The organism is Pseudomonas sp. S3E12 (assembly GCF_001702295.1).
In the GTDB taxonomy this organism is placed as follows: Bacteria; Pseudomonadota; Gammaproteobacteria; order Pseudomonadales; family Pseudomonadaceae; genus Aquipseudomonas; species Aquipseudomonas marginalis.
The window spans coordinates 458,042-481,279 of the sequence record NZ_MBDT01000021.1; the positions used below are offsets into that span (position 1 = coordinate 458,042).

The window sequence follows — 23,238 nt, forward strand, 5'->3', positions numbered from 1 at the left end:
CGAGGTCAGGGGTAGGCTGTTGCGATCAAACATAACGGAATGGGTTTTGAAAATATAATGCTGTTTTGGTATAAGCTAATATTCTCTAATTTTATTATTTTTTAGTTTTTTTATTCATATAAATAATGTCTTTTTGAGGTTGGTCTTTATCTCAGGCCCAGATCTATCTGATATCGGGATATCAAACTGTGGGAGGGGGCTCGCGTACATCGCCTCCTGTAGGAGCGAGCTTGCTCGCGAAAAACGTCAACGATAACGCGTGCCTCCTGAATGAACGTGGCGCCTGTGAGTTTTTCGCGAGCAAGCTCGCTCCTACAAAAAGCCTTAACTGACTGGCATTAGGGCTTGCCCCTCCCACACTTCAGTTAGCCGGCTTCAACAACTGCATCTGCTGGCGATAGTCATCCGTCACCTGCCGCGCCTGGCTGCTGCTGGTAATCACCCTCGGGGTAATCAGCACAATCAACTCCGTGCGGTCCTTGGACTTGCTGGTATTGCCAAACAACCAGCGCAACCCCGGAATTTTCCCAAGGTAAGGCACCGCACTGACACTCTCCGCGTTGTCCTGCTTGATCAACCCGCCCAGCAACACCGTCTGCCCGCTCTGCACCGCGACCTGGGTGGATACCGAGCGCGTGGAGATACGTGGGTTGGCCTGGGTGTCGTTGCTGGACGCCTGCTGCTCCTGGGCATCGCTGACCTGCTGCTGGATGTCCATGTACACCAAGCCACCCGGATTGATGCGTGGCACGACGTCGAGGATCACCCCGGTCTGCACGTATTCAACACTGCTCAAGGTGGTGTCGGAGGTGCCGGTGTTGACCGTGGTCTGGCTGATCGGGATGTTGTCGCCCACCTGGATCTGCGCCGGTTGGTTGTTCATCACCACCAGCGACGGCGCCGACAGCACCTGGGTGCGGCCGTTGGTTTCGAGGGCGTGCAGGGCCACTTGCAGGTTGGAGCTGACGAAGGAGTAGAACAACGAATCCGTCGCGCCCAACCCTGCACCGCCGCCGCCCAACGCGCCTTGGCTGCCGGCGGTGTTGGCCACGGTGGTGCTGGTGGAATTGCCCGCCAGGCGACCGAGGTACCACTGCACGCCCAGGTCCAGTTCGCCGGTGAGCTTGACCTCGAGGATGCGCGTTTCGATCTGCACCTGCAGCGGTGGATTGTCGAGGCGTTTGATCGCCGATTCGATCTCTTTCCACTGCACCGGGCGGGTGCGGACCAGCAGTTGGTTACTGCTTTTCTGCGCGGTGATACGGGTGCCGGCGTCGAGCCTTTTGGCCGGGGCGTCTTCAGTCGCGCCCTGCTCGGCGGTGTCCTGCTCGGCCTCGGGCTCCTGCTCCTCATCCTCTGCGGCGGGTGGGTTGCCATTGAGGTTGTTGCTCAGGCCACCGGGCGTGCTGCCGGAGGTGCTGTTGGTGCCCGGCGAGGACAAGGTCGCGGTGCGCAAACCGGGGGCGACCTTGGCCGGGGTGTCGTCCCTGATCGCGCCCGTGCCGTAGATCTGGCGCAGGTACTTGGCGAGGTCGGTGGCCTTCATGTTGCGCACGTCGTAGACGTACATCTGCGGCTCGTTGCCGCCGCCTTCGTCGATGGTGTGGATCCAGTCGCCAACTTCACTGAGGTACTGCGGCTGCGACGAGATCGCCACCACCGAGTTGGTCCGCTCGATGGGCAAGAAGCGCACCATGCCGGCCAGGGGCATGCCGCTGTCGGGGCCGAACATTTTTTGCAGCTCGGGCATCAGCTCGGCCACCGACGCCCGTTGCAGGCCGAACACGCCCACCGACATGCCCTTGAGCCAGTCCACGTCGAAGGTGTCGATGGTGTCCTGGTAGTTGGCCAGTTCCTCGGGGGTGCCGGCCAGGCTCAGCACATTGCGCGCCGGGTCCACCAGCAGGAACGCATTCTCGCGGGCGAACGGCTTGAGCAGTTTCTGCATCTCGGTGGCCGAGATATAACGCAACGGAAACAGGCGTGCCGACAAACCGCTGGAGGGCTGCGACACGCGCATCTCCGGCACCAGCTTGCCCGCCACAGCCTGGTTGGCCGGCAGGATCACATAGCGGTTGCCCTGTTTGATCATGGCGTTGTCGGTCCACGACAACAGGGTCTCCAGAATCGACAAGGCCTGCTGTTTGTTCACCGGCTTGGACGTGGAAAAGCTGACATTGCCCTTCACGCCCTGGGCGATGCTGTAGTTCTCGTGCAGCAGGTCGCCCATCACGCTGTTGATCACCGCTTCGATCGGCTGGTCGGCGAAGTTGAACACGATGTCGCCGCTGCCCTCCTCCTTGGCGGCCGAGACTGCTGCCGGTTGGCGCACGAACTGCTGGTTGCCGCGTATCAACTGGCGCTGGGGCGGTGTCTTCGCCTGGGGTTGGCCGCTGTCGACCGGCGCCTGTTCGCTGGCCGGGTCCACGGGTGGGCGTTGCGAACCGGTGCCCTGCATCGCCTCATGCAGCAGGGCCTCGTCCGGGTCGAGATGCTCGGGGAAGGTGCCGCAGCCACCGAGGGAAACGGCGGTGGCCAGGCACAACACGGTGGTGCGCAAGGCGCCAGGGAAGGTATCGATCAAGGGGTGGACTCGTGAGGAAGGGTAATCGGGGGTGTGGTGGACGGCGGCGGCAAACGCAGGGCCCGCAGGCTCAGGGTTTGCATACGGCCGTCGAGGACAAAACGGGCATCGCGGGGCGTCAGCTGTTCCAGGCGCCAGCCATTGGGCAGGGTCTGGCCCTGCCGGACTTTGAGCGGCGGGCCATCGGCGCGCTTGAGCAGCGCCACGCGCAGGTCGCCGTCGAGGACGATCCCGGTCAGCACCAGGCTCGACAGGCTGGAAACACCGGCCTGGCCCACCGCACGGTCGGGGCTGCGGTCGGGGCTGAACAGCGGCGCCTGCCAGGTGCCGGCCAGGCTTTCAAGGGTCGCGCTCGGCGCCACCAGCACCTTGGCGGCGGTGTTGGCGCGCGCATCGGGCTCTGGCGCCGGCAACCACTGCGGCGCATCGCCGATGCTGCTGAGGATGCCGACCATCAGCAGGCCCAACAGCCCGGCGACGCCGAGCAACAGCCATTCCAGGGGACGCAATGCATGGATCATCGCTGCACCTGCCGGGCGGCGGCCGGTTGCAGGTAACCGCGCACCAACAGGTGCACCACCAGTTGCCCGGCGCCGCCACTGGCCGGCGCGTTCGGTGGGCGGCGAATGCTCATCTCATCGACAAACAGAAACGGCCGCTGGTACTCCAGCTCATGCAGGATCGCGGTCAAGGGCTCGATGGCGCAGTTGAGGGTCAGGCTGACCTTGACCTGGCGATAGGGCTCGGCGTCGTCCTGCTCCGGGGTGATGGGCATGCGCTGGGTCAGGCTGCAACCGCCACCGAGGCCGGCGCGGCTGTTGATCAGGTCGGCGATGCGCTGCATCAGGTCCGCCGCCACCGCGCTTGGGTCGTCGCCGGGCAACAGGCTGGTGCTGCTGGCCGGGTCCTGCCGCGCCTGTTCCAACTGTTGGCGCAGGCTGTCGCCCTGGCGCAACACGCCGGCGTAGCGTTGCTGCTGTTCACGCAGTTGCTCGGCCTGCTCGCCCATGGCACGCAAGGGGCCGGCGAACCAGCTGTCGATCAACAGCCAGTAACCGGCGCCGAGCACCAGGGCCAGGGCGATCAGGGCCGCGCCACGGCGTTCACGGGGTGTCAGTGGTCGGCGCATCGGCGGCCTCCTGGTGCAGGTGGGCGCGCAAGGAAAATTGATCCTTGCCGGTTTGCGCATCGGGTTGGATCACCCCTTCGAACTGGGCGTTTTCCAGGCTGTGGCAGCCCTTGATCCGGGTGATCAGGGCACTGGCCTTGGCGCTCTGCCCGGAGAAGGACACGTCGGCGCCGTCATTGACTTCCAACTGGTCGAGCCAGGTGTCCGAGGGCAGGCACGCGGTCAGCTCGTTGAGCAGCGCCGCCAACGGCGGTTGGGCGGCCTTGCGGCGAATCAGGTACTGGGCGGCGCCACGGGTATTGAGCAATTGCTGACGCAGGGCCTGGATCTCGGCGACCTGGGCTTTCTGCTCGCGCACGCTGTGTTGCATGGCATCGAGCACGCGCTGGCGGTCGTTGAGCCACAGCAGCATCGCCGCAATCAGCAAGGCCCCGCACAACCACGGCAGGCTGCGTTGCAGGCCCTTGCCCTGGGGGCGCTGACGGGGACGCAACGGCGCCGGCAGCAAGTCGATGCCCATGGGTTTGCCTGCGCTCTCGGCGACATCCACGGCATGGGGCTGCAAGCCGAGGACCGCGCAGTCATTGAGGATCTGGTCGAGGCGCTCACGCAGGATCGCCACCAGCGTGACGTGCAGGTGCGTGGGGGTGCGGCGCTCCTGGCGCGCGACAAAGTACAACTGGGCGGCGTCGAACGGCGTGAAGCGGTCCAGTTCATAGCCCACCACCGTCGACAGGTTGCGCGCCGCCGCCGGGGGCAATTGCAGGGTTTGCACCAACACCGTTTCAGGCGGCAGCACCAGCACCTGACGCGCTTCGCCAGGCAGCTTTTCGACCGCCGCGGTCAGCGGCCAGGCGTAGACATGCTCGGGGATCTCGGCAAACGACAACCATGCCGGCAGGCAGCCACGCAGCTCCTTGAGCCACAGGCGCCAGCCCAGTTGCAGCAGGCTGCCGCGCCAGCGCTGGGTGATAGGCTGCGCCAGCGCCTGAAGCCGTGCGGTTAACTGTTCGTTCATTCTTGCCAACGTAAGACTCGATAAGGTTGTGCGCTGCCTTGCGCGGGGCTCAATAACACGGTGGCCTGCACCTGGGCGTGGTAACCGCCGGGGCGTTGGGCGCGGCTGCTGACCACCAGCACGTCGCCGGGATCGGCCCCCACCGCGTTCTGATGCGGCAGGTTCAGTGCGCGGCGCATCAAGGCGCTGGCGAATGCCGGATCGGGCCGGTCCAGGCCGCTCCACAGGCTGATCTCGGGCACCAGTTCGCTGTACAGCGCCTGGGTCATGCCCGGCAGTTGGCGCACCTCTTCCACCACCCGAAACGGCGCCAGGCCCTGGTTGCGCCGTACTTCCAGGGCCCTGGCGAGGTGGTTGGCCTGGACCTGGGTCGCACCGCAGGCCAGGGCCAGGCGGGCAAAATCACCCACCTCGGCGCTGTTCAAATACAACTTGCCGCGCTCGCTGTGCAGGCTGACGCGCAGCTGCGCATCGTCGAACACCAGCGGAATTTCACGCCCGTCGGCAATCCACTGCTTGCGCTGCAATGGGTCGGCGACGGCCTGCATCGCCAGCGCCACCCCGGCCTCGGCCGCCAGCACCGCCTGGGTGTGCTGGCGGTGCCAGGCGGCCTGGCGGGTTTCCAGTTGCACCCAGCCGGCCAAACCGCCGAGCAACAGGCTGAGCAAGGCCAGCACCCACAGCACCAGCAGCAGGGCCACACCGCGTTGATGCCGGATCATTCGGGTGCCCCGCCGGACAGGTTCAGGCGCAGGGCAACCACCTGGGTTACCCACGGCACCGGCCCGTTCACCCGTGCGTCAATCCGCACTGCGTAAGGCAGGCGTTTGGTCCACGGCCACTCACTGATCCAGCCGGTGGCCTGGCCCTTGGGCGACACCCCGCGATAGCTGAATTGCAGGCCCTCGACATCCTTCAACAACACCTGCGGCTCACTGCGCGAGGCCGGAACACTCACCTGTGCCTCAGACTCAAACCGCGCGAACGCCACCTGCAAATCGCGCCGCGATTCAGGGCCCACCAACTGCAAGGTGAAGCGCTGAATCCCGCCACCGAGTACACCCGGCAAGGTCGCGACAAACTGCATGCGCTGGGGCCCACCGGCAAAAAAGCCATCGGTCTGGCTGTCGTCCTCGGTCACGTCCAGCGGCAACGCCTCGCTGATGGCGGTGCGCAGAAACTGCTGCGCGGCGCGCATTTCATCCAGGCTGACCGTGTAGCGCTGGGCCTTGAGCACGGCGCGATTGGCCCCCAGCAACGCGCCGCCGACCAGGGTCAGCAACACCCCGAGCAGGCTCAGTACGATCATGATCTCAAGCAAGGTAAAGCCCTGCTGACGCGCCTTCACAAGCCGGCCCCGACGCCGGCAGCGCGCAGTTTCAAGGTGCTGAAACTGGCCTGGCGCGGGCCTTCGCTGACGGTGAGATCCAGGCGAAACAGATGGGCCTGGCCGACGCGACTGGGCTGCTGGGCGATGCGCAGTTGCCAGGCAATACCGTCCAACTCGCCCTGGCGTGTGCCGCTGGCCAAAGGGCCCATGCCTTCCTGATCCATCACACTCAAGGCGGCATGGGTCAGGCGGTCGCTGTGGGCCACCTGCAACAACGAGCGTGCGCTCTGGCCGAAGGCGACCAGCAGCACCGTGCTACAGATCGCCATCAGCGTCAGCGCGGCGAGCATTTCCAGCAGGGTGAAACCCGCCTGGCGCTTCATGGCAGGGCCTTGGATTCGACGCTGCCGGTCAGCCAGCCGATGTCGATGCGCCAACGCCGACTGCCGTTGGCCAGCAACACGTGGCCGCCGGTGGAGCTGCCATCGGGGTAGAAATCCACCGCAGCGCCGGATTGCTCGGCGGTGTGCAGGGTCACTTGCAGCCCGGCCGGCCAGTATTTTTTCGGACGGCCCGGCGCCTGCACGCTGAGGTTGCGCAAATCGAACACCGTACTTTCGGTAGTGCCACTGACAATCGCCCGCGCCCGCGTGCTGCGCAACGCCTCGACCACCTGCCCGACGGCCTGGCGCTCTTTGGCCGCGCGCAGGCCTTGTTGCAGGCCAAACCCCACCAGCCCGGCCGCGATGCTGATCAAGACGATCACCACCAGCATTTCCAGCAGGGTAAAGCCGCGTTGGGCGTTGGCCATGGTCGTGGGTTATTCCCAGTTGCCCAGGTCGGCGCTGTAGCCTTCGCCGCCGGGCTGGCCGTCCTGGCCGTAGAAAATCAGGTCGAACGCACCGTGCTCACCGGGGAAGCGATAGCCGAAGGCATGACCGAACGGGTCCTTGAGGTCCGACGGTTTGGCATACGGCCCGGCCCAACCGGCGCTGTTGCCCGGTTTGTCGACCAGTTGCTGCAGGGTCTTGGGCGGCGAACCGACGTCCAGGCCGTAGCTTTCGATCTTCATGCTCAGGCTGGCCAGCTGGGCCTTGCCCGCGCCGTATTTGCCCTTGTCCACATTGCCGCCGACCTGGCGCACCACGATGGTCGCGACGATGCCCAGCAGCACGATCACGGCGAGCATTTCCAGCAAGGTAAAACCGCCCTGGCGGCGGGCGGGCTTGAATCGGGTATGGCGCATCAGCGTGTTTCCTTAAGGGTTCATATATTGCTGGTCAGGCTCATCAGCGGCAGCATGATCGCCAGCATGATCACCGCCACCAGCACCGCCATGACCACGGTCAGGGACGGCACCAGCGCGGCGAGCAGGCGGTCGATACCGCGTTTGGCCTCGACGTCGAACACCGCGGCGACCTTGAGCAGCATGCTGTCGAGTTCGCCGGCCTGTTCGCCGACTTCAATCATTTGCAACGCCAGGTCGGGCAGCAGCGGCTCGCTGCCGAAGGCGCTGGCCAGGGTGCCGCCGCCCTTGACCGACTCGGCGGCCTGGGCGACCTGGGCTTGCAGGGCGCGGTTGGTGCAGACCTGGCGGGCAATCACCAGCGCTTGCAGCAGCGCCACACCGTTGCTCAGCAGCGTGCCGAGGGTGCGGGCCAGGCGGGCGGCTTCGACCCGTTGCAGCAACGGGCCGATGATGCGGATGCCCAGCACGCGGCGGTCATAACGTTCGCGGCGCTGGGGATCGCGCAGGCGCGCGGCCAGGGCCCAGGCGCCGACAATCAACCCGGCCAGCACCACCAGGCCGTAGGCCCCGAGGAATTGGCCGAGGTCCAGGATCACTTCGGTAATCAGTGGAATCGGCACGCCCAGGTCCTTGAAGATCGGCACGAACTGCGGCACCACATAGGCCAGCAGCAACGCCAGCGAACCGAGCACGCCGACCACCAGAAACGCCGGGTAGATCAGCGCGTTGATCACTTCGCCCCGGAGTAACTGGCTGCGCTCCAGGTAGTCGCTGAGCTGGCGCAGGGTGTCTTCGAGGGCGCCGCCCGCCTCGCCGGCGCGGACCATGCTCAGGTACAGCGGCGAGAACTGGCCGCCCTCCGCCTCCAGCGCCTTGGATAACGGCTGGCCGGCCTTGACCTGTTCGCGGATACGCTCGATCAACGCACGGGTCTGGGGCTGGCCGGGCTGCTTGAGCAGGATGCCCAGGGAACGTTCCAGCGGCTGGCCGGCGCCCAATAGTGTGGCCAATTGTTGAGTGAAACTGACCAGCGCCGCGCCGTTCAACTGGCCCCGACCCAAGGCCTTGCGCAGGCCCTGGGCGCCCGCCACCTCGATCTGCAACAGCAGCAAACCGCGCTTGTGCAGGGCGGCGACTGCAGCGTCGTGGTCCTTGGCTTCGAGGGTGCCGTTTTGCGCCTGGCCCTGGCTGTCGAGGGCGCGGTATTTGAACAGGCTCATGCGCCCTCTCCCCGGGTGACGCGCAGCACTTCTTCAAGTGAGGTGACACCGGCCACGGCCTGGCGCAGACCTTCTTCATGCAAGGTGCGCAGGCCGCCACGGCGGGCGGCCTGTTCGAGGGTGGCGGCGTCGGCCTGGCGCATCAACAGGCTGCGCAGTTCGTCGTTCATCACCAGCAGTTCGGTGATCGCACTGCGGCCGTGGTAACCACCGCCCGGCGCATCGGCGCGGGGGCGATAAAGCAGGATCGGGCGCTGCTCGGTAAACCGGTCGAGGCCGTGTTCGGCGATCAATTCCGCGGGTGCTTCGAAGGCTTCGCGGGTGGCCGGGTCCAGGCGCCGCACCAGGCGCTGGGCGAGGATGCCGTTGACGGTCGAGGCAATCAGGTAGCTTTCGACGCCCATGTCCAGCAAGCGCGTGATACTCGCCGCCGCGCTGTTGGTGTGCAGGGTCGAGAGCACCAGGTGGCCGGTGAGGGACGACTGGATGGCGATGCGGCAGGTTTCCAGGTCGCGGATTTCACCGATCATGATCACGTCCGGATCCTGGCGCACGATGGAGCGCAGCGCGCCGGCGAAGTCGAGGCCGATGGCCGGCTTGACCTGGATCTGGTTGATGCCCTCAAGCTGGTATTCCACCGGGTCTTCGACGGTGATGATCTTGCGCTCGGCGGTATTGAGCCGCGACAGCGCGGTGTACAGGGTGGTGGTCTTGCCCGAGCCGGTGGGCCCGGTGACGAGCAGGATGCCGTGGGGCCGTTCGAGCACTTCGAGGAAGGTTTCCAGGCGCTGGCCATCGAAGCCCAGGCTCTGGAAATCGAACTGCACGGTCTGGCGGTCGAGCAAACGCATGACCACCGATTCGCCAAAACTGGTGGGCACGGTGGACACCCGCAAGTCCAGCTCCTTGCCCTGGATGCGCAGCATGATGCGCCCATCCTGGGGCAAGCGCCGCTCGGCGATGTCCAGGCGCGCCATGATCTTCACCCGCGAAATCACCGCTGCCGAAGAACTGGACGGCGGCGCCTCGGCGTCGTGCAGCACGCCGTCGATGCGGTAGCGCACCTTGAGCTGGTTTTCGAAGGGTTCGATATGAATGTCCGAGGCGCGATGTTCCACCGCGCGCTGCAGGATCAGGTTGACCAGGCGAATCACCGGCGCTTCGGAGGCCATGTCCTTGAGGTGTTCGATGTCTTCGAGGGCACCGCCCTGCTCGTCGAGGTTTTCGATCAGGGTGCCCATGGCCGAACGGCCCTGGCCGTAGTAACGCTCGATCAGGGTTTCGACTTCGTTGCGCGGCCCCACCGCCAGCCACACCGGCACGCCACAGGCATAGGCCATGGCCTGGAACGGATACACCAGCGACGGGTTGGCCGCCAGTACCCGCAGGCCGCCCTGGCTCCAGCCCACGGGCACCACCTGATAGTGGCGCATGAAACGCTCGGTCAATACCGGCAATGGGTCCAACAGCGGCGGCGCCGCATCGGCCAGCAGCAGCGGTGCGCCGAGCAGGTCGGCCCAGGCCCGGGCCAGCTCCACTTCCGAGACCAGCCCCAGGCGCGTGAGCAGACCCAGTAATTCGGTGTCACCGCCCTCCTGGGACAAGCGTCGGGCGCGCTCCAGGTCAACGGTTTTCAAGCCGGCGTGCTGCATCAGCCACGCGCAGACCTGTTCGGTGTGCGGGATGTGCAGTTGGCAGGCATCGATGGGCGTTGAAGGGCTGGGCATGGGTAAAAATCTGAGGGGCTATATGAGCCCCCTGTAGGAGCGAGCTTGCTCGCGAAAAAGGTACATCCGACGCCGCGATGCGCTTGGAATACTTTCGCGAGCAAGCTCGCTCCTACAGGGGGTCAGGCTTACTTGGTTGGCGCTGTTTTAGAGGTAGCAGATTGGCTCAGCGGCCGCCCACCCTTGGTGGTTTCAGCCTTCTGTTTTTTGACGGCCTTGGCATCGTGGGCCTGGGTCAGCACCGTGGAATCGGCGGCGCCGGATTTCGCATCGGCGTCCGTGGACTCGGCCGCCATCGCCGCGCCACTTAGCGCAACGCCCAATAGAACACCGGCACCCAACAGGGAAATCTTCATCAACTTTCTCCAGATCAAAAACAGCAGATAGCCCAAGTGGCGCCTTGAACTCGATCAAGACCCTACACCAAAGCGTTGTGTATGACAGCTTGTGTAAACATGGCACTTTAGAACTACCGAGCAATGCCACTAGTTAGCCACGACTCGATAAATTTTCTTAAACCAATCGACTGGTAGGTTTAGCCTTAGTTCCGAAAGGTAAGAAAATATTTCTTATTTCACGCAAAAATTAGCTTTTGTTTGACTTATAACCGCAAGAATTGCCTTAATTATGCGGTTTTCGCGGTTCAAAATGCCATCTCGTGATATCACTTAGACACTATCCACAACAATAACTAATACAATTATTACACTTATAAAACTGCGAAATTCGCCAAATAGTTGCAATTAGCCATCGGTTAAAAATTGCGATCACGGGCAACTATTGCCCGAAAAAAAGTGACGAGGTGCAGTGCAACACGCACTTCTCGGCGCGCCCTGTTTACTGAACTGTTGTCGGAGAGACCCATGAATAAACGCAAAATGATCGGTGCACAGTCGGCATTCGCCCTGCTGGCACTGGCCGTGTCCCAGGTGCATGCAGCCACCAGCCCGGCCCTGGATGAAGGCCGGGTCAGCCGCGCGGAAAAAGCTGCGGACAAGACCCTGGCAAAGATGACCCTGGAAGAAAAACTCGCCTACATCGGCGGCACCGGTGGCTGGGACGTCAAGCCACTGACCCAGTACGGTATCCCGCAGATCCACGGCGCCGATGGCGGTGTGGGCGTGCGCTACACCAGCGAAGGCAACGCCCAGGGCGTGGTCTACCCGTCGGGGCCGAACCTGGCCGCCAGCTGGAACCCGCGTCGCGCCATCGACCTGGGCCGTGCCCTGGGCTATGACACCGCCAGCGGCGGCTATCAGTTCGTCACCGGCCCTGGTGTGAATCTGTACCGCATGCCGTACAGCGGCCGGGCGTTCGAGTACCTGTCCGGTGAAGACCCGTTCCTCGGCGCCAGCCTGGCGCCGGCCGTGATCAACGGCATTCAGTCCCGTGGCGTGTGGGCCAATGCCAAGCATTTCGCCGCCAATGACCAGGAAAGCAACCGCTTCCACCTCAATGAAATCATCAGCGAACGCGTGCTGCGCGAGATGACCCTGCCGCCGTTCGAGTCCGCCTCGAAGAACAGCAAGGTCGCGATGATGATGTGCGCCTTCCAAAAGGTGAACGGCGAGTTCGCGTGCCAGAACAAGCACCTGATGCGTGACATCCTCAAGACCGAATGGGGCTACCCGGGCTTCGTGCAGAGCGACTACAACGCAGTGGTCGACGGCTTGCCGGCGGCACAGGCGGGTACCGACCTGGACATGATGGGCTACCAGATGAACAGCACCATCCTCAAGCCGTACCTGGACAGCGGCGAGCTGAGCAGCGCGACCATCGATGACAAGGTGCGCCGTATCCTCAAGCAGATCTACCTGTACAAGTTCGACAGCAAGGCGCCGCTGACCAGCCACAACATGAACAGCGCCACCAGCAACCGCGTGGCCCTGAACGCCGCCCGCGAAGGCATCGTGCTGCTGAAAAACCAGAACAGCCTGCTGCCGCTCGACGCCAAGAAGGTCAAGCGCATCGCCGTGGTCGGCACCCTGGCCAAGTACGCGCCGCCTACCGGTTTCGGCAGCGCCAACGTCATGGCCGCCAACTACATCAGTGAGCTGAGCGGCTTGCAGCAACTGGCACCAGGCGCCAAGGTCGAGTTTATCGACGGGCTGTCCCTGGACCCGGCCACCTCGACCTGGACCCATGCCGACGGCAATGGCAACAGCGTCAAAGGCCTGAAAACCGAGTTCTTCAGCAACACCAACTGGTCCGGCGACCCGGCCGCCAGCCGCACCGACACCCATGTCGACCTGGACTGGTCCACCGACAGCCTGCCAGTGAACGGCGATACCGCCGCCACTTCGATCCGCTACAGCGGCCAGATCACCCCGACGGTCAGCGGCGAGCAGGTGTTCAAAGTGCGTGCCGACGGCGCCGTGCGCCTCTACGTCAACGGCAAGAAAGTCCTCGACAACGGCGACGGCAAACCGCTGCCGAACAACAGCATTCCGCCGACCATCCCGGTGTTTGCCAAGGTCAACCTGGAAGCCGGCAAACCGGTCGACATCAAGCTGGAATACTCACGCCGCAACGGTTACCTGTCGACCATGGGCGGCCTCGTCGGTGTGCAGATGAGCTGGGCGTCGCTGGTGGCACCGCAGGACCTGGCCAAGTACGACGCGGTACTGGTCGCGGCCGGTAACAGCAATGAGTACGAAGGCGAAGGCTTCGACCACAGCTTCGACCTGCCCGAATACCAGAACCTGCTGATCCAGAGCATCGCCAAGGTCAACCCGAATACCGTGGTCACCCTGCACGGCGGTACCGGCCTGAAGATGAGCGACTGGATCGACCAGGTACCGGCCGCGCTGCATGCGTTCTACCCTGGGCAGAACGGCGGCCAGGCCTTGGCGGAGATCCTGCTGGGCAAGGTCAACCCGTCGGCCAAGCTGCCGATCAGCATCGAGCGCAACATCGAAGACAACCCGATCTACGCGACCTTCCCCAAGTTCGACAACCAGGAAACCCTGGCCGAGATGAGCTACAAGGACGACCTGTTCCTGGGCTATCGCGGCTACGAGAAAAAGGGCATCAAGCCGCTCTACCCGTTCGGCTACGGCTTGTCGTACACCACCTTCGGCTACAGCAACATCAGCGTGACCCCTGGGGTAGCGGTGGCCGGTGCGCCGATCAAGGTGTCGTTCGACCTGGCCAACACCGGCAAGGTCGCGGGCGCCGAAGTGGCCGAGTTGTACGTGGGCCAGAACAACCCGAAAGTCGAACGCGCGATCAAGGAACTCAAGGGCTACAAGAAGGTGTTCCTCAAGCCGGGCGAGAGCAAGCGCGTGACCATCGAGCTCAACGATCGCTCGCTGGCCTACTACGACGTGGCAAGCAAGCAGTGGGTGGTGGATGCCGACAGCTTCAACCTGTCGGTGGGCGCGTCGTCCCAGGATATTCGCCTGAACGCCAAGCTGGTCAACCCGTTCCGCCAGGAACTGTCGACCACCACCAGCAACCCGCTGCCGCGCTCGGCGCTCAACTCGACGCTGCGTGAATCGACGGTGAAGACCGGCGGTGTGCTGCATCAAAACGAAGGCAACAGCGGCACCAGCGACGGTGATGGCTATGACATGAGCGATGACAGCAGCCAGGGCAGTGCTACCGGCAACTGATCCCTGTGGAAGGGGGCTTGCCCCCGATGAGCATGGGTATCTACACAACTGTGTAGCAGCCAACGCTAACCACGATGCGAAGCGAGCCGCCCTTGATCTTGATCTTGATCTCAGGCGCCCCGTTAAACCACGCTGGCCGGAATTCGATAGTGATTTGGGGGGTAAACCGGCAGGGATGCCGGTTTAGCCGCCCCGCGCCATGGATGGCGCGTGGCGGCGGCCCCCCACATCACTGTCGGATTACGGGCACACCGAGCCTAGGCGAGGTGCCGAGTGGTGGGGCGAAGCGTTTTTGGTTACTTTTGGCGCTCTTCCAAAAGTGACCCGCTGTAAGAGCGGAACCCTAAGTAGCCGTTACCGCAGCAACGGATATGTACTCATTCCAACCCCAGCAGATGGTCGGCCCAGAGGCCGCCATCGGGGGCAAGCCCCCTCCCACATGTTGACTGTGTTCGACTCAGGTTCTGATGGCTGCCTCGACCCGCGCGATGTAGCTGTCAAACCGCGCCACCAGGTCCACCTGCTCGGGAAACCGCAGCCACTGGATCTGCAGGCCATCCATCATGGCCAGGATTTCTTCCACCAGCCCGGCGATGTCCACATCGCTGCGCACCTCCCCCGCCGCGACCAGGTCGGCAAATTGCCCCTGCATGCGCTGGTGAATCGCCGCATAGCGCGCCTGGAACCAGGCCCAGGCCGGATGGGTGTCCAGCAGGCTTTCGGCATTCAAGATGGTAAACGCGCGCACCACGCCCGGTGCCGTGGCATTCGAACGATTGATCGCACGCAGGCTGCCGAGCAAGCCATTGAGGGTTTTCTCCGCACGTACCTCATCGGCAATCCGTTGATTGACCTCATCGCGACGCTGCAACACCCCCATCAACAGCGAGATCTTGCTGGGAAAATGATGCAGCAGCCCGGCCACCGAAATACCCACGATCGCCGCCACCTGGGCCATCGAGGCGCCGCTGTAGCCTTCCAGGGAAAACACCTGCAGGGCCGCGTCCAGCAGCTCTTCGCGGCGTTTTTCACCTTTGGGCGCGCGGCGGGTCTTGGGGGCGGGTTCGGTCATGGGCAGGTCCTAGTGGGCGATAAAAAAGCTCAGGCGCTTTCCCGTTCGATCAAGCGGCAATCCAACAGGTTCAAACGCTGTACGGCATGCGGTAACACGCCGAGGCTTTCCAGCACGCGGGTTGCCGCCAGTACGCCGATCTCCAGGGCCGGCGGTTTGATCGTACTCAGGCTGGGCAACAGCATTTCGGCAAACGGGTAGTCACCGAACCCAAGCACCGCGCACTTTAACCCGGAACGCTGCCCCGCCAGCAAACCACCGGCGGCGAGGTTGTCATTGGCGAAGAAGATCGCGTCAGGCGGGGTGGCGTGGTTCATCAGGGCTTGCATCGCCTGCTTGCCGGCCTCGAAGGGCGCGCTGTCGGCGTCCGGGACGAAGACCCGGGGTTGTACACCCAGTTCGATCAGGGTCGCGGCAAACCCCTCGCCCCGCTCCAGCGCGCTGAAGTCGCCCGTGGCGCTGTTCTGCACGAAGGCCATGCGCCGATAGCCCTTGCCATGCAGGTAGCGCGCGGCCGTGACGCCGACGTCGTAGTGGGAAAAACCGATCTGCACCGGCGCGCGTTCGGGCACGTAGTCCCAGGTTTCCACCACCGGGATATCGGTGTCGGCGATCATTTTTTCGGTGCCCGCACTGTGGAAGCGGCTGGTCAGCACCAGCGCCGCCGGCGACCAGCCGAGGAACGCGCGCACCGCGCTTTCTTCCTGCTCGGCGCTGAAGTAACTGGACGCCAGCAACAGCTGATACCCATGGCGACTGAGGGTGTCGCTGAAGCCCTGGATCGTGTTGGCGAAGATCGGCCCCGAGATGTTCGGGATCACCATCGCCACGATCCGCCCCCGCGCCGATGCCAGCCCGCCGGCCACCAGGTTGGGCACATAACCCAGCTCGGCCACCACCTCGGCGATGCGCTCGCGGCGCTCGGGCGAGACCTGCTCTGGCTGGTTGAAGTAGCGCGACACGGTGATCGCCGACACCCCGGCCTGGCGGGCCACGGTGTTCAAGGTGACGCGCCCGGCGCCACGGCGCTTGCGCGGTTTGTCTTCGCTCACGGGACCATCCTACTAACAACCAAAAAGAATATAGGAATAATTTTTAAGTCTTTGACGCTCTAAACCCGAGCTACCAATAATGCCGATGTTAGCGCTAACAAAGCGCGCTGTCTGCTACTCGCTCAAGCGAATGCCCAAGGCAGTTTCCACAGGCGCTGACGGTCGTAAGAACCGCAGCGGTCCAGGGCATTTTTTCGAGCGAACACACCATGCACAGGCACACGCACTTATTCCTTCTCGCCGGTTTGACCGCCCTCCCCGTGCCCGGCGCCTTTGCCGCCGACGAGCAGGAACCCACGCTCAAAGCGGTGACGGTCACCGCCACCCGGCGTGAAGAATCCCTGCAAAAAGTCCCGGTGGCGGTCTCGGTGCTGGACGGCGAACAACTGGAGCGCGACAACCGCAACGGCGTGGCCAGCATCGCCCAGCAAGTGCCGTCGCTGAACTTCCGCACCGGCGCCTCGAACAAGGACACCTCGCTGTTCGTGCGCGGCGTGGGCACCATTTCCACCTCCCCTGGGGTGGAGCCGACAGTGGCCACGGTGATCGACGGCGTGGTCTATGCGCGCCCCGGCCAGGCCACCCTCGACCTGCTGGACCTGGAACGCATCGAAGTGCTGCGCGGCCCGCAAGGCACCTTGTTCGGCAAGAACGCCTCGGCCGGCGTGCTCAACATCACCAGCAAGGCGCCCAGCGCCGAGACCCACGGCTATATCGACCAGGCGTACTACAGCGGCAACGAAAGCCGCACCCGTTTCGGCATCGGCGGCAGCCTGGTGCCGGAGGTGCTCAAAGGCTCGATCAGCACGTTGTTCGGCAGCTACGACGGCAACGTCGATAACCAGCACAACGGCCAGGAGGTCAACGGCTACAACCACAAGGGCATCCGCGGCAAGCTGGAATTCACCCCCAACGATGACGTGAAACTGACCCTGATCGCCGACTACATGCAGTCCCACGACGACGCGCCGAATGGCGTGGTCAGCAAGTCCCTGAGCCCGGCCTTCAGCAATGCCTTGAGCCCGGTGCGCGCCTCCGGCGACAACCGCGACATCAACACCGATACGCGCAGCCATGTCGAGGACACCAATAAAGGCTTGTCCGCTCAGTTGGACTGGAACCTCGGCGACTACACCCTGACCTCGATCACCGCCTGGCGCGGCTGGGACAACACCCAATATCAGGACGGCGACCGCCTCGGCACGGTGACTGCCGCCTTCCCCGGCACCGCCGACAAGGGCGAGCTGGCTTTCGACCAATACTCCCAGGAACTGCGCCTGGCCTCGCCCAAGGGTGAGTTCCTGGAATACGTCGGCGGCCTGTTCTACATGCACGGCAAGGACGAGGAAACCTATCAGCGCACGCTCACGACCACCACGCGCACCGAGCGTGGCATCGCCGACTACAGCACCACAAGCGACAGCTACGCGGTGTTCGGCGAGACCACGCTGAACTTCACCTCGCGCTTTCGTGGCATCGCCGGCCTGCGCTACACCCACGATGAGCTGAAATACGATCACCGCCGCGTCTCCACCTCGGCCACCACGGTCAGCGGGATTCAACCGGCCACCTCCAGCTCCGGCTCGGTGGACGAAGACGGCTGGTCCGGCCGCCTCGGGGTGCAGTACGACATCAGCGACAGCGTCACCAGCTACCTCACCTACTCGCGCGGCTACAAGGGCCCGGCCTACAACGTGTTCTTCAATATGCAACCGCGCGACACCGACGCGCTCAAGCCGGAAACCTCCAACACCTGGGAAGCCGGGATCAAGGCCACCGCCTGGAACAACCGCCTGACCACCAACCTGGCGGTATTCCACAGCGACTACGACAACTACCAGGCGAACTTTTTCGACACCGTCGCCGGCCAGGTCGTGACCCGCCTGATCAACGCCGGCAGCGTCAGCACCGAAGGCGTCGAGCTGGATTACGCGCTGCAGGCCACCCAGCAACTCAAGCTTTCCGGCGCCCTGGCCTACACCCGTGCGCGCATCGATGAGTTCGCCTGCCCGGCCGGTGCGGCGGCCACCTGTAACGTGAACGGCAAGCCACTGCCCTTCAGCCCGGACTGGAAAAGCTACGTGCGCGCCGACTACACGATCCCGCTGGATAACGGCCTGGACATCGAACTGGGCACCGACTACAGCTGGCAGAGCGAAGTGCAGTACGACATCAGCCAGAACGTCGACACCAAGCAAGGCGCCTACGGCATCTGGAACGCCAGCGTGGCCCTGGCCGACTACACCAACGGCTGGCGCGTGGCGTTGCTGGCCAAGAACCTCGCCGACAAGTCCTACTCACCGCTGCTGGCCAGCGGTGGCAACTACATTTACCGCGCCGTACCCCGTGACGATGAGCGTTACTTCGGCGTGCAATTGCGCAAGGATTTCTAGCATGAGCCGTCAACTGAAACTCGGCGCCTTTCTCATGGCCACCGGGCACCATGTCGCCGCCTGGCGCCACCCGGACGTGCCGGCGGATGCCGGGCTGGATTTCGCCCAGTACAAACACCTGGCACGGGTGGCCGAAGCGGCGAAGTTCGATGCGCTGTTCGTGGCCGACAGCATCGCCGCCGCCACCGGCGCGATCGCCAGCCATATGGCGCGCTCGGACCATTTCGAGCCGCTCACCCTGCTCTCGGCGCTGAGTGCGGTGACCGATAACATCGGCCTGATCGCCACGGCGACCACCAGCTACAACGAGCCCTACCATGTGGCACGCAAATTCGCCTCGCTGGATCACCTGTCCGGCGGGCGTGCGGGCTGGAACCTGGTGACCTCGGACAACGCCGCCGAAGCGCAGAATTTTGGCCGCGACGAACACCTCGGCCATGGCGAACGCTACAGCCGCGCCAGGGAGTTTCATCAGGTGGTGACCGGGCTGTGGGACAGCTGGGAAGACGATGCCTTTGTACGCGACAAGGCCAGCGGCAACTATTACGACCCGGCGAAGCTGCATGTGCTGGACCATGTGGGCGAACACTTCCGGGTCAAGGGCCCGCTGAATGTGGCGCGCTCGCCCCAGGGCCAGCCGGTGATCGTGCAGGCCGGCTCGTCCGAAGCCGGCCGTGAACTGGCCGCGCAGACCGCCGAGGTGGTCTTTACCGCACAGACCTCGCTGGCCAATGCCCAGGCGTTTTATGCAGACCTCAAGGGCCGCTTGAGCCGGTACGGGCGCGGGCCGGATTCGCTGAAAATCATGCCCGGCGTGTTTGTGGTGGTCGGGGCGACCGAGGCCGAGGCCCAGGCCAAATTCGAGGCGTTTCAGGATCTCGTCGAACCTGAGGTGGGCGTCGCGTTGCTGGGGCGCATGCTGGGCAATTTCGACCTGTCCGGCTACCCGCTGAACGGACCGTTGCCGGCGCTGCCGTTGACCGACAGCGGACAACGCAGTCGCCAGCAACTGCTGAGCGACTTGGCCAACCGTGAGCAACTGACCCTCGCGCAATTGGGTCGGCGAATTGCCGGGGGCCGCGGGCATTACAGCCTGATCGGCACGCCCGCACAGATTGCCGATGAGCTGCAGAACTGGTTCGAAAACGGCGCGGCCGATGGCTTCAATATCCTGGTGCCGCACTTGCCGGGTGGGTTGGAAGACGTCGCGCAATGGGTGGTACCCGAGCTGCAGCGGCGCGGCCTGTTTCGCACTGAATACAGCGGTTCCACCTTGCGCGAAAACCTCGGCCTGGCGCGCCCGGCCCATCGATTTACAGAGGGTAAAGCATGAAGTTTCCAGCACTGATCCTGGCCCTGCTGGCGGTGACGCAAACCGCACTGGCCGCCGACCCCGCCACCCTGCGTATCGGCTACCAAAAGGGTTCCATCGCCCTGGTACTCGCCAAGCAACATGACCTGCTGGAAAAGCGTTTCCCGAAGACGGAGGTGAAGTGGATCGAGTTCCCCGCCGGCCCGCAGATGCTTGAAGCGCTGAACGTGGGGGCACTGGATGTGGGTTCCACCGGCGACATCCCGCCGCTGTTCGCCCAAGCCGCCGGGGCCGACCTGGTCTACATCGGCGCCGAACCGCCCAAGCCCAGCGCCGAGACGATCCTGGTGCGCAATGACAGCCCGCTGCATTCGGTCGCAGACCTCAAGGGCAAGAAAGTGGCGTTCCAGAAGGGCTCCAGCTCCCACAACCTGATCCTGCGCGCGCTGAACAACGCCGGCCTGAGCTACAAGGACATCCAACCGGTGTACCTGCCCCCGGCCGATGCGCGAGCGGCGTTCGAACAAGGCAGCGTCGATGCCTGGGCGATCTGGGAGCCCTACTCGTCACTCGCCTTGAGCCAGAGCCCCAGCCATGTGCTGGTCAATGGCGAAGGCTTGGGTTTGTCGGGTCCGGTGTACAGCGCCCGGCGCGAGTATGCGCGGGACAATGGGGCCTTTATCCATGACCTGCTCGACGAACTCACCGCCGCCGAAGCCCTTACCCGCAGCCAGCGCGAAGACAGCCTGAAAGTACTGACCGACTTCATGGGCCTGCCCGCCGAGGTGGTTGCGCGCTACATGGACAACCGCCCGCCTTCGCCGATTTTGCCGATTGATGAGGGGATCATTCAGGCGCAGCAGGCGACGGCGGATCTGTTTTTCCAGAATCGGTTGTTGCCCAAGGCCATTGAGGTCAAGAAGGCTGCGTGGAAATCTGAAGCCAACTGAGATCCTAATGTGGGAGGGGGCTTGCTCCCGATAGCGGTGTGTCAGTCAAGGATGACTCCAACTGAACCGCCGCAATCGGGGGCAAGCCCCCTCCCACATTTTTAATCCGCGTCTAAAAGTCGACTGTGGCAGACAGCAGATAGGTACGCGGGGTCGACAGGGTCAGCCCCGGCTCGCTGTCATCCGATGCGCCGGCCGAACTCCAGTAGCGCTTGTCGGCGACGTTCTCCACGTTCGCCCGCAGGGTGATGTGCTTGTCATCGACCTTGAAGGCGTAGCGGGCGCCGACGTCGATGCGGTTCCAGGCGTCGATTTCCTTGACGTTGGACTGATCCAGGTATTGGGAGCTGGAGTGGATGCCACGGCTGGTCAGGGTCAGGCCTTGGAGGGTCGGGACATCCCACTCGGCACCGAGGTTGACGTTGTACTTGGGGGTGGCCGGCGCGCGGTTGCCGTCCCAGGCGCCATTGGTGGTGTCCTTCAATTTGCTGTCGATGTACATCACACCGCCGAGCAGGCGCACGCCCTTGAGGGGTTCGCCGAACACGCTCAGCTCCGCACCGGTGTTCTGGCGTTTGCCATTGGGACCGAACAGTCGCGACGTGGCGTTGGTCTCGTAGGCCGGTTGCTTGATGCGGAACACCGCGGCGGTCACGGCGAAGGCGCCGGCGTCGTACTTGGCGCCCACTTCCACCTGGCGGCTGATAAACGGCGGGAAGATCTGGTCTTCGTTGCGCGACGTGGACGGGGCGATCTTGCCCTGGCTCAACCCTTCCATGTAGTTGGCGTACAGCGACAGCTTGTCGGTGGCTTTGAACAGCAGGCCGCCCGAAGGCGAGATCTTTTCTTCGTCGTAGTTGGTGTCGCCTTTGATGCCGTCGCTCCAGTCGTCCACGATCACGCGCTGCCAGCGCGCACCGAGGGTGAGCAACAGGCGGTCATCGAAGAAACCCAGGGTGTCGGACAAGGCCACGCCACTGAACTTGTTCTCGGTATAAACCTTCGCATCCTGGCGCGTGGCCACCGACGGCGTCGGGGTTTGCACGGGGTTATAGAGATTGCTCGATGCGTTGGCATAACGCGCACCGCCGTTGGTGAAGTCCATATAGAAGTAGCTGGCGGCCAGGTTGACCTCATGGCTCACCGGCCCGGTGTGGAACCAGTTACGCACGCCGGCCGTGGCGGTACGGACGTTTTCATCGCGGGTGAAGTCCCGAGGCTGCACGGTGAAATCACCGGCCGCATTGGTCACCGAAACAGCATGGCGCAGGAACTCATGGTTGCTTTTGCGCGCGCCCACACCGCCATAAAGCATCACCGAATCGCTGAGGTCATATTCGGCATTCAGCGTACCGAAGGTGTCCTTGGTGCGGGCCTTGCTCCAGGACTGCGCATAGTTGCGGCGCACATCGTTGGCGCTGGGCACCGGCGCGGCAGCCGCGACTTGCACACGCTCCTGCGGCGCATCGGTGTCGCGCTCGGTGCGGCCGATATCGGTGGAAAGGCGCAGGCGCTCGCCACGAAAATCCAGGCCCAGCACGGCCATCTCACGGTCGACGCTCTGGTGGTCCCATTCGGTATCGCCGGACTGCTTCACGCCGTTGAAGCGCAGGCCGAATTTGTTGTCTTCACCGAAACGCCGGCCCACGTCCACCGCACCACCGGCCTGGCTGTCGGAGGCCCAGGTGCCGGTGAACGAGGTGATGTCCTTGTCGGTGGCGCGCTTGGGCACCACGTTGATCCCGCCGCCCACGCTGCCGCGCGGCGAGATGCCGTTGATCAACTGGGTGGGGCCTTTGAAGATGTCGACGCGGTCGGCCATCTCCATGTCGATGGTGTAGGTCGGCAGCACGCCGTAAAGGCCGTTGTACGACACATCACTGTTGAACAGGCTGAAGCCGCGAATGGTGAACTGCTCATACCGCCCGCCGGCCGGGTTGGTGGCGCGTACCGACGGGTCGCTGGCGATCAGGTCGCCGAGGGTGCGCGCCTGCTGGTTTTTCACCGCGTCCTGGGTGTAGGTGGTCATGCTGAACGGGGTTTCCATGAAGTCCCGGGTGCCCAGCAGGCCTTGCGAGCCACGCCGCGCCACCTGGCCACCGGCGTAGGTGTCGCCGTCGTACAGGCCGGTGGTACCGAGAATCGACGTGGGCGCCAGCTCCAGGCTGCCGCCCTCCGGCACCGGCACCAGCATGTAGGCTTGCTCACCCATGGGCTGCAACTGCAGGCCGGAGCCTTGCAGCAAACGGGCAAAGCCCTCTTCCACGCCGTATTCGCCGGATAAACCGCTGCTGCTGCGCCCGCTGACCAGCGCCGGGTCCACCGACAGGTTGACCCCCGACAGCCCGGCAAAACGGGTCAACGCCGCACTCAGGCTGCCGGCCGGCACCTGGTAGCTGCGGCGCGCGGCGCTGTCTTCGGCATAGCTGACGGGGACGAACAAGGGGCTGGCGCTGAGGCTCAGCATCAGGCTCAGTTTGAGCAACGGGCGCAAGCGCAAGGGTTGGACTGCGGGCATTGGAAGAAGCTCTCGATTTTGTTCACTTGCCTGGAATGACAGGCGAGGTGAAAAAAGGGGACAGGCTTCG

At 64.0% G+C, this 23,238-nt stretch carries 19 protein-coding genes; 4 read left to right on the top strand and 15 right to left on the bottom strand.

Annotated elements, in window-relative coordinates; all coding sequences use genetic code 11:
- Nucleotides 1-361 precede the first annotated feature (361 nt).
- From gspD to BB029_RS18720, 12 genes are all read right to left on the bottom strand, one after another.
- Complete coding sequence (gene gspD / locus BB029_RS18665) at nt 362-2,584, bottom strand: type II secretion system secretin GspD (RefSeq protein ID WP_065940307.1); 2,223 nt, start codon at nt 2,582-2,584, stop codon at nt 362-364.
- Nucleotides 2,581-3,105, bottom strand: a complete 525-nt coding sequence (locus BB029_RS18670) for a general secretion pathway protein GspN (protein ID WP_065940308.1) — start codon at nt 3,103-3,105, stop codon at nt 2,581-2,583. The genes gspD and BB029_RS18670 overlap by 4 nt, the downstream gene beginning before the upstream one ends.
- Entirely contained in the window at nt 3,102-3,713 is a 612-nt protein-coding gene (gspM, locus tag BB029_RS18675) for a type II secretion system protein GspM (RefSeq protein WP_065940309.1), read from the bottom strand. The genes BB029_RS18670 and gspM overlap by 4 nt, the downstream gene beginning before the upstream one ends.
- Complete coding sequence (locus tag BB029_RS18680; RefSeq protein ID WP_065940310.1) at nt 3,688-4,731, bottom strand: type II secretion system protein GspL; 1,044 nt, start codon at nt 4,729-4,731, stop codon at nt 3,688-3,690. The genes gspM and BB029_RS18680 overlap by 26 nt, the downstream gene beginning before the upstream one ends.
- Complete coding sequence (locus BB029_RS18685) at nt 4,728-5,453, bottom strand: general secretion pathway protein GspK (RefSeq protein WP_065940311.1); 726 nt, start codon at nt 5,451-5,453, stop codon at nt 4,728-4,730. The genes BB029_RS18680 and BB029_RS18685 overlap by 4 nt, the downstream gene beginning before the upstream one ends.
- Nucleotides 5,450-6,079, bottom strand: a complete 630-nt coding sequence (locus tag BB029_RS18690; RefSeq protein WP_065940312.1) for a prepilin-type N-terminal cleavage/methylation domain-containing protein — start codon at nt 6,077-6,079, stop codon at nt 5,450-5,452. The genes BB029_RS18685 and BB029_RS18690 overlap by 4 nt, the downstream gene beginning before the upstream one ends.
- Nucleotides 6,076-6,444 (bottom strand): type II secretion system protein, encoded by a 369-nt coding sequence (locus BB029_RS18695; RefSeq protein ID WP_065940313.1) that lies wholly within the window; start codon nt 6,442-6,444, stop codon nt 6,076-6,078. Before BB029_RS18695 ends, BB029_RS18690 begins: the two co-directional genes overlap by 4 nt.
- Nucleotides 6,441-6,872, bottom strand: a complete 432-nt coding sequence (locus BB029_RS18700) for a type II secretion system protein (RefSeq protein ID WP_065940314.1) — start codon at nt 6,870-6,872, stop codon at nt 6,441-6,443. Before BB029_RS18700 ends, BB029_RS18695 begins: the two co-directional genes overlap by 4 nt.
- A 9-nt stretch (nt 6,873-6,881) precedes the next feature.
- Nucleotides 6,882-7,307: a type II secretion system major pseudopilin GspG gene (gspG, locus tag BB029_RS18705; RefSeq protein WP_024076412.1), complete on the bottom strand. Its 426-nt coding sequence runs from the start codon at nt 7,305-7,307 to the stop codon at nt 6,882-6,884.
- Nucleotides 7,308-7,327: 20 nt separating this feature from the next.
- Nucleotides 7,328-8,530, bottom strand: a complete 1,203-nt coding sequence (gene gspF, locus BB029_RS18710) for a type II secretion system inner membrane protein GspF (RefSeq protein WP_065940315.1) — start codon at nt 8,528-8,530, stop codon at nt 7,328-7,330.
- On the bottom strand, nt 8,527-10,257 hold the full coding sequence (gene gspE / locus BB029_RS18715) for a type II secretion system ATPase GspE (RefSeq protein ID WP_065940316.1): 1,731 nt from the start codon (nt 10,255-10,257) through the stop codon (nt 8,527-8,529). Before gspE ends, gspF begins: the two co-directional genes overlap by 4 nt.
- Before the next feature lie 128 nt (nt 10,258-10,385).
- The gene (locus BB029_RS18720; protein ID WP_065940317.1) at nt 10,386-10,613 is read right to left on the bottom strand and encodes a hypothetical protein; all 228 of its coding nucleotides are present in this window, start codon (nt 10,611-10,613) and stop codon (nt 10,386-10,388) included.
- A 507-nt stretch (nt 10,614-11,120) separates the two neighbouring features.
- Here BB029_RS18720 and BB029_RS18725 point away from each other — a divergent pair.
- Entirely contained in the window at nt 11,121-13,871 is a 2,751-nt protein-coding gene (locus BB029_RS18725) for a glycoside hydrolase family 3 protein (RefSeq protein ID WP_065940318.1), read from the top strand.
- 457 nt (nt 13,872-14,328) lie between these two features.
- Here BB029_RS18725 and BB029_RS18730 read toward each other — a convergent pair whose 3' ends face one another.
- Nucleotides 14,329-14,943 carry a TetR/AcrR family transcriptional regulator gene (locus tag BB029_RS18730; RefSeq protein ID WP_065940319.1) on the bottom strand — a complete coding sequence of 205 codons (615 nt, stop codon included), beginning with the start codon at nt 14,941-14,943 and terminating at the stop codon, nt 14,329-14,331.
- Between the two features lie 29 nt (nt 14,944-14,972).
- Entirely contained in the window at nt 14,973-15,995 is a 1,023-nt protein-coding gene (locus BB029_RS18735) for a LacI family DNA-binding transcriptional regulator (RefSeq protein WP_065940320.1), read from the bottom strand.
- Nucleotides 15,996-16,204: 209 nt separating this feature from the next.
- Here BB029_RS18735 and BB029_RS18740 point away from each other — a divergent pair, with 209 nt between their 5' ends.
- Genes BB029_RS18740 through BB029_RS18750 form a run of 3 tightly spaced genes read left to right on the top strand, consistent with a single transcriptional unit; the run spans nt 16,205 to nt 20,650 of the window.
- A complete protein-coding gene (locus BB029_RS18740) occupies nt 16,205-18,388 on the top strand; it encodes a TonB-dependent receptor (protein WP_065940321.1) in 2,184 nt (727 codons plus the stop codon).
- Nucleotides 18,381-19,721 (top strand): LLM class flavin-dependent oxidoreductase, encoded by a 1,341-nt coding sequence (locus tag BB029_RS18745; RefSeq protein WP_065940433.1) that lies wholly within the window; start codon nt 18,381-18,383, stop codon nt 19,719-19,721. Before BB029_RS18740 ends, BB029_RS18745 begins: the two co-directional genes overlap by 8 nt.
- Complete coding sequence (locus BB029_RS18750) at nt 19,718-20,650, top strand: sulfonate ABC transporter substrate-binding protein (protein WP_065940322.1); 933 nt, start codon at nt 19,718-19,720, stop codon at nt 20,648-20,650. The genes BB029_RS18745 and BB029_RS18750 overlap by 4 nt, the downstream gene beginning before the upstream one ends.
- Nucleotides 20,651-20,762: 112 nt before the next feature.
- On the opposite strand, the gene BB029_RS18755 is transcribed toward BB029_RS18750, so the two are convergent.
- Nucleotides 20,763-23,168, bottom strand: a complete 2,406-nt coding sequence (locus tag BB029_RS18755) for a TonB-dependent receptor (protein WP_065940323.1) — start codon at nt 23,166-23,168, stop codon at nt 20,763-20,765.
- Between the last annotated feature and the right edge of the window lie 70 nt (nt 23,169-23,238).

What these genes read in the sequence shown, in the direction of transcription:
- BB029_RS18670 (WP_065940308.1), bottom strand. Translation starts at nt 3,105, where the DNA reads ATGATCCATGCATTGCGTCCCCTGGAATGGCTGTTGCTCGGCGTCGCC.
- gspM (WP_065940309.1), bottom strand. Translation starts at nt 3,713, where the DNA reads ATGCGCCGACCACTGACACCCCGTGAACGCCGTGGCGCGGCCCTGATC.
- BB029_RS18680 (WP_065940310.1), bottom strand. Translation starts at nt 4,731, where the DNA reads ATGAACGAACAGTTAACCGCACGGCTTCAGGCGCTGGCGCAGCCTATC.
- BB029_RS18685 (WP_065940311.1), bottom strand. Translation starts at nt 5,453, where the DNA reads ATGATCCGGCATCAACGCGGTGTGGCCCTGCTGCTGGTGCTGTGGGTG.
- BB029_RS18695 (WP_065940313.1), bottom strand. Translation starts at nt 6,444, where the DNA reads ATGAAGCGCCAGGCGGGTTTCACCCTGCTGGAAATGCTCGCCGCGCTG.
- BB029_RS18700 (WP_065940314.1), bottom strand. Translation starts at nt 6,872, where the DNA reads ATGGCCAACGCCCAACGCGGCTTTACCCTGCTGGAAATGCTGGTGGTG.
- gspG (WP_024076412.1), bottom strand. Translation starts at nt 7,307, where the DNA reads ATGCGCCATACCCGATTCAAGCCCGCCCGCCGCCAGGGCGGTTTTACC.
- gspF (WP_065940315.1), bottom strand. Translation starts at nt 8,530, where the DNA reads ATGAGCCTGTTCAAATACCGCGCCCTCGACAGCCAGGGCCAGGCGCAA.
- gspE (WP_065940316.1), bottom strand. Translation starts at nt 10,257, where the DNA reads ATGCCCAGCCCTTCAACGCCCATCGATGCCTGCCAACTGCACATCCCG.
- BB029_RS18720 (WP_065940317.1), bottom strand. Translation starts at nt 10,613, where the DNA reads ATGAAGATTTCCCTGTTGGGTGCCGGTGTTCTATTGGGCGTTGCGCTA.
- BB029_RS18725 (WP_065940318.1), top strand. Translation starts at nt 11,121, where the DNA reads ATGAATAAACGCAAAATGATCGGTGCACAGTCGGCATTCGCCCTGCTG.
- BB029_RS18730 (WP_065940319.1), bottom strand. Translation starts at nt 14,943, where the DNA reads ATGACCGAACCCGCCCCCAAGACCCGCCGCGCGCCCAAAGGTGAAAAA.
- BB029_RS18740 (WP_065940321.1), top strand. Translation starts at nt 16,205, where the DNA reads ATGCACAGGCACACGCACTTATTCCTTCTCGCCGGTTTGACCGCCCTC.
- BB029_RS18750 (WP_065940322.1), top strand. Translation starts at nt 19,718, where the DNA reads ATGAAGTTTCCAGCACTGATCCTGGCCCTGCTGGCGGTGACGCAAACC.
- BB029_RS18755 (WP_065940323.1), bottom strand. Translation starts at nt 23,168, where the DNA reads ATGCCCGCAGTCCAACCCTTGCGCTTGCGCCCGTTGCTCAAACTGAGC.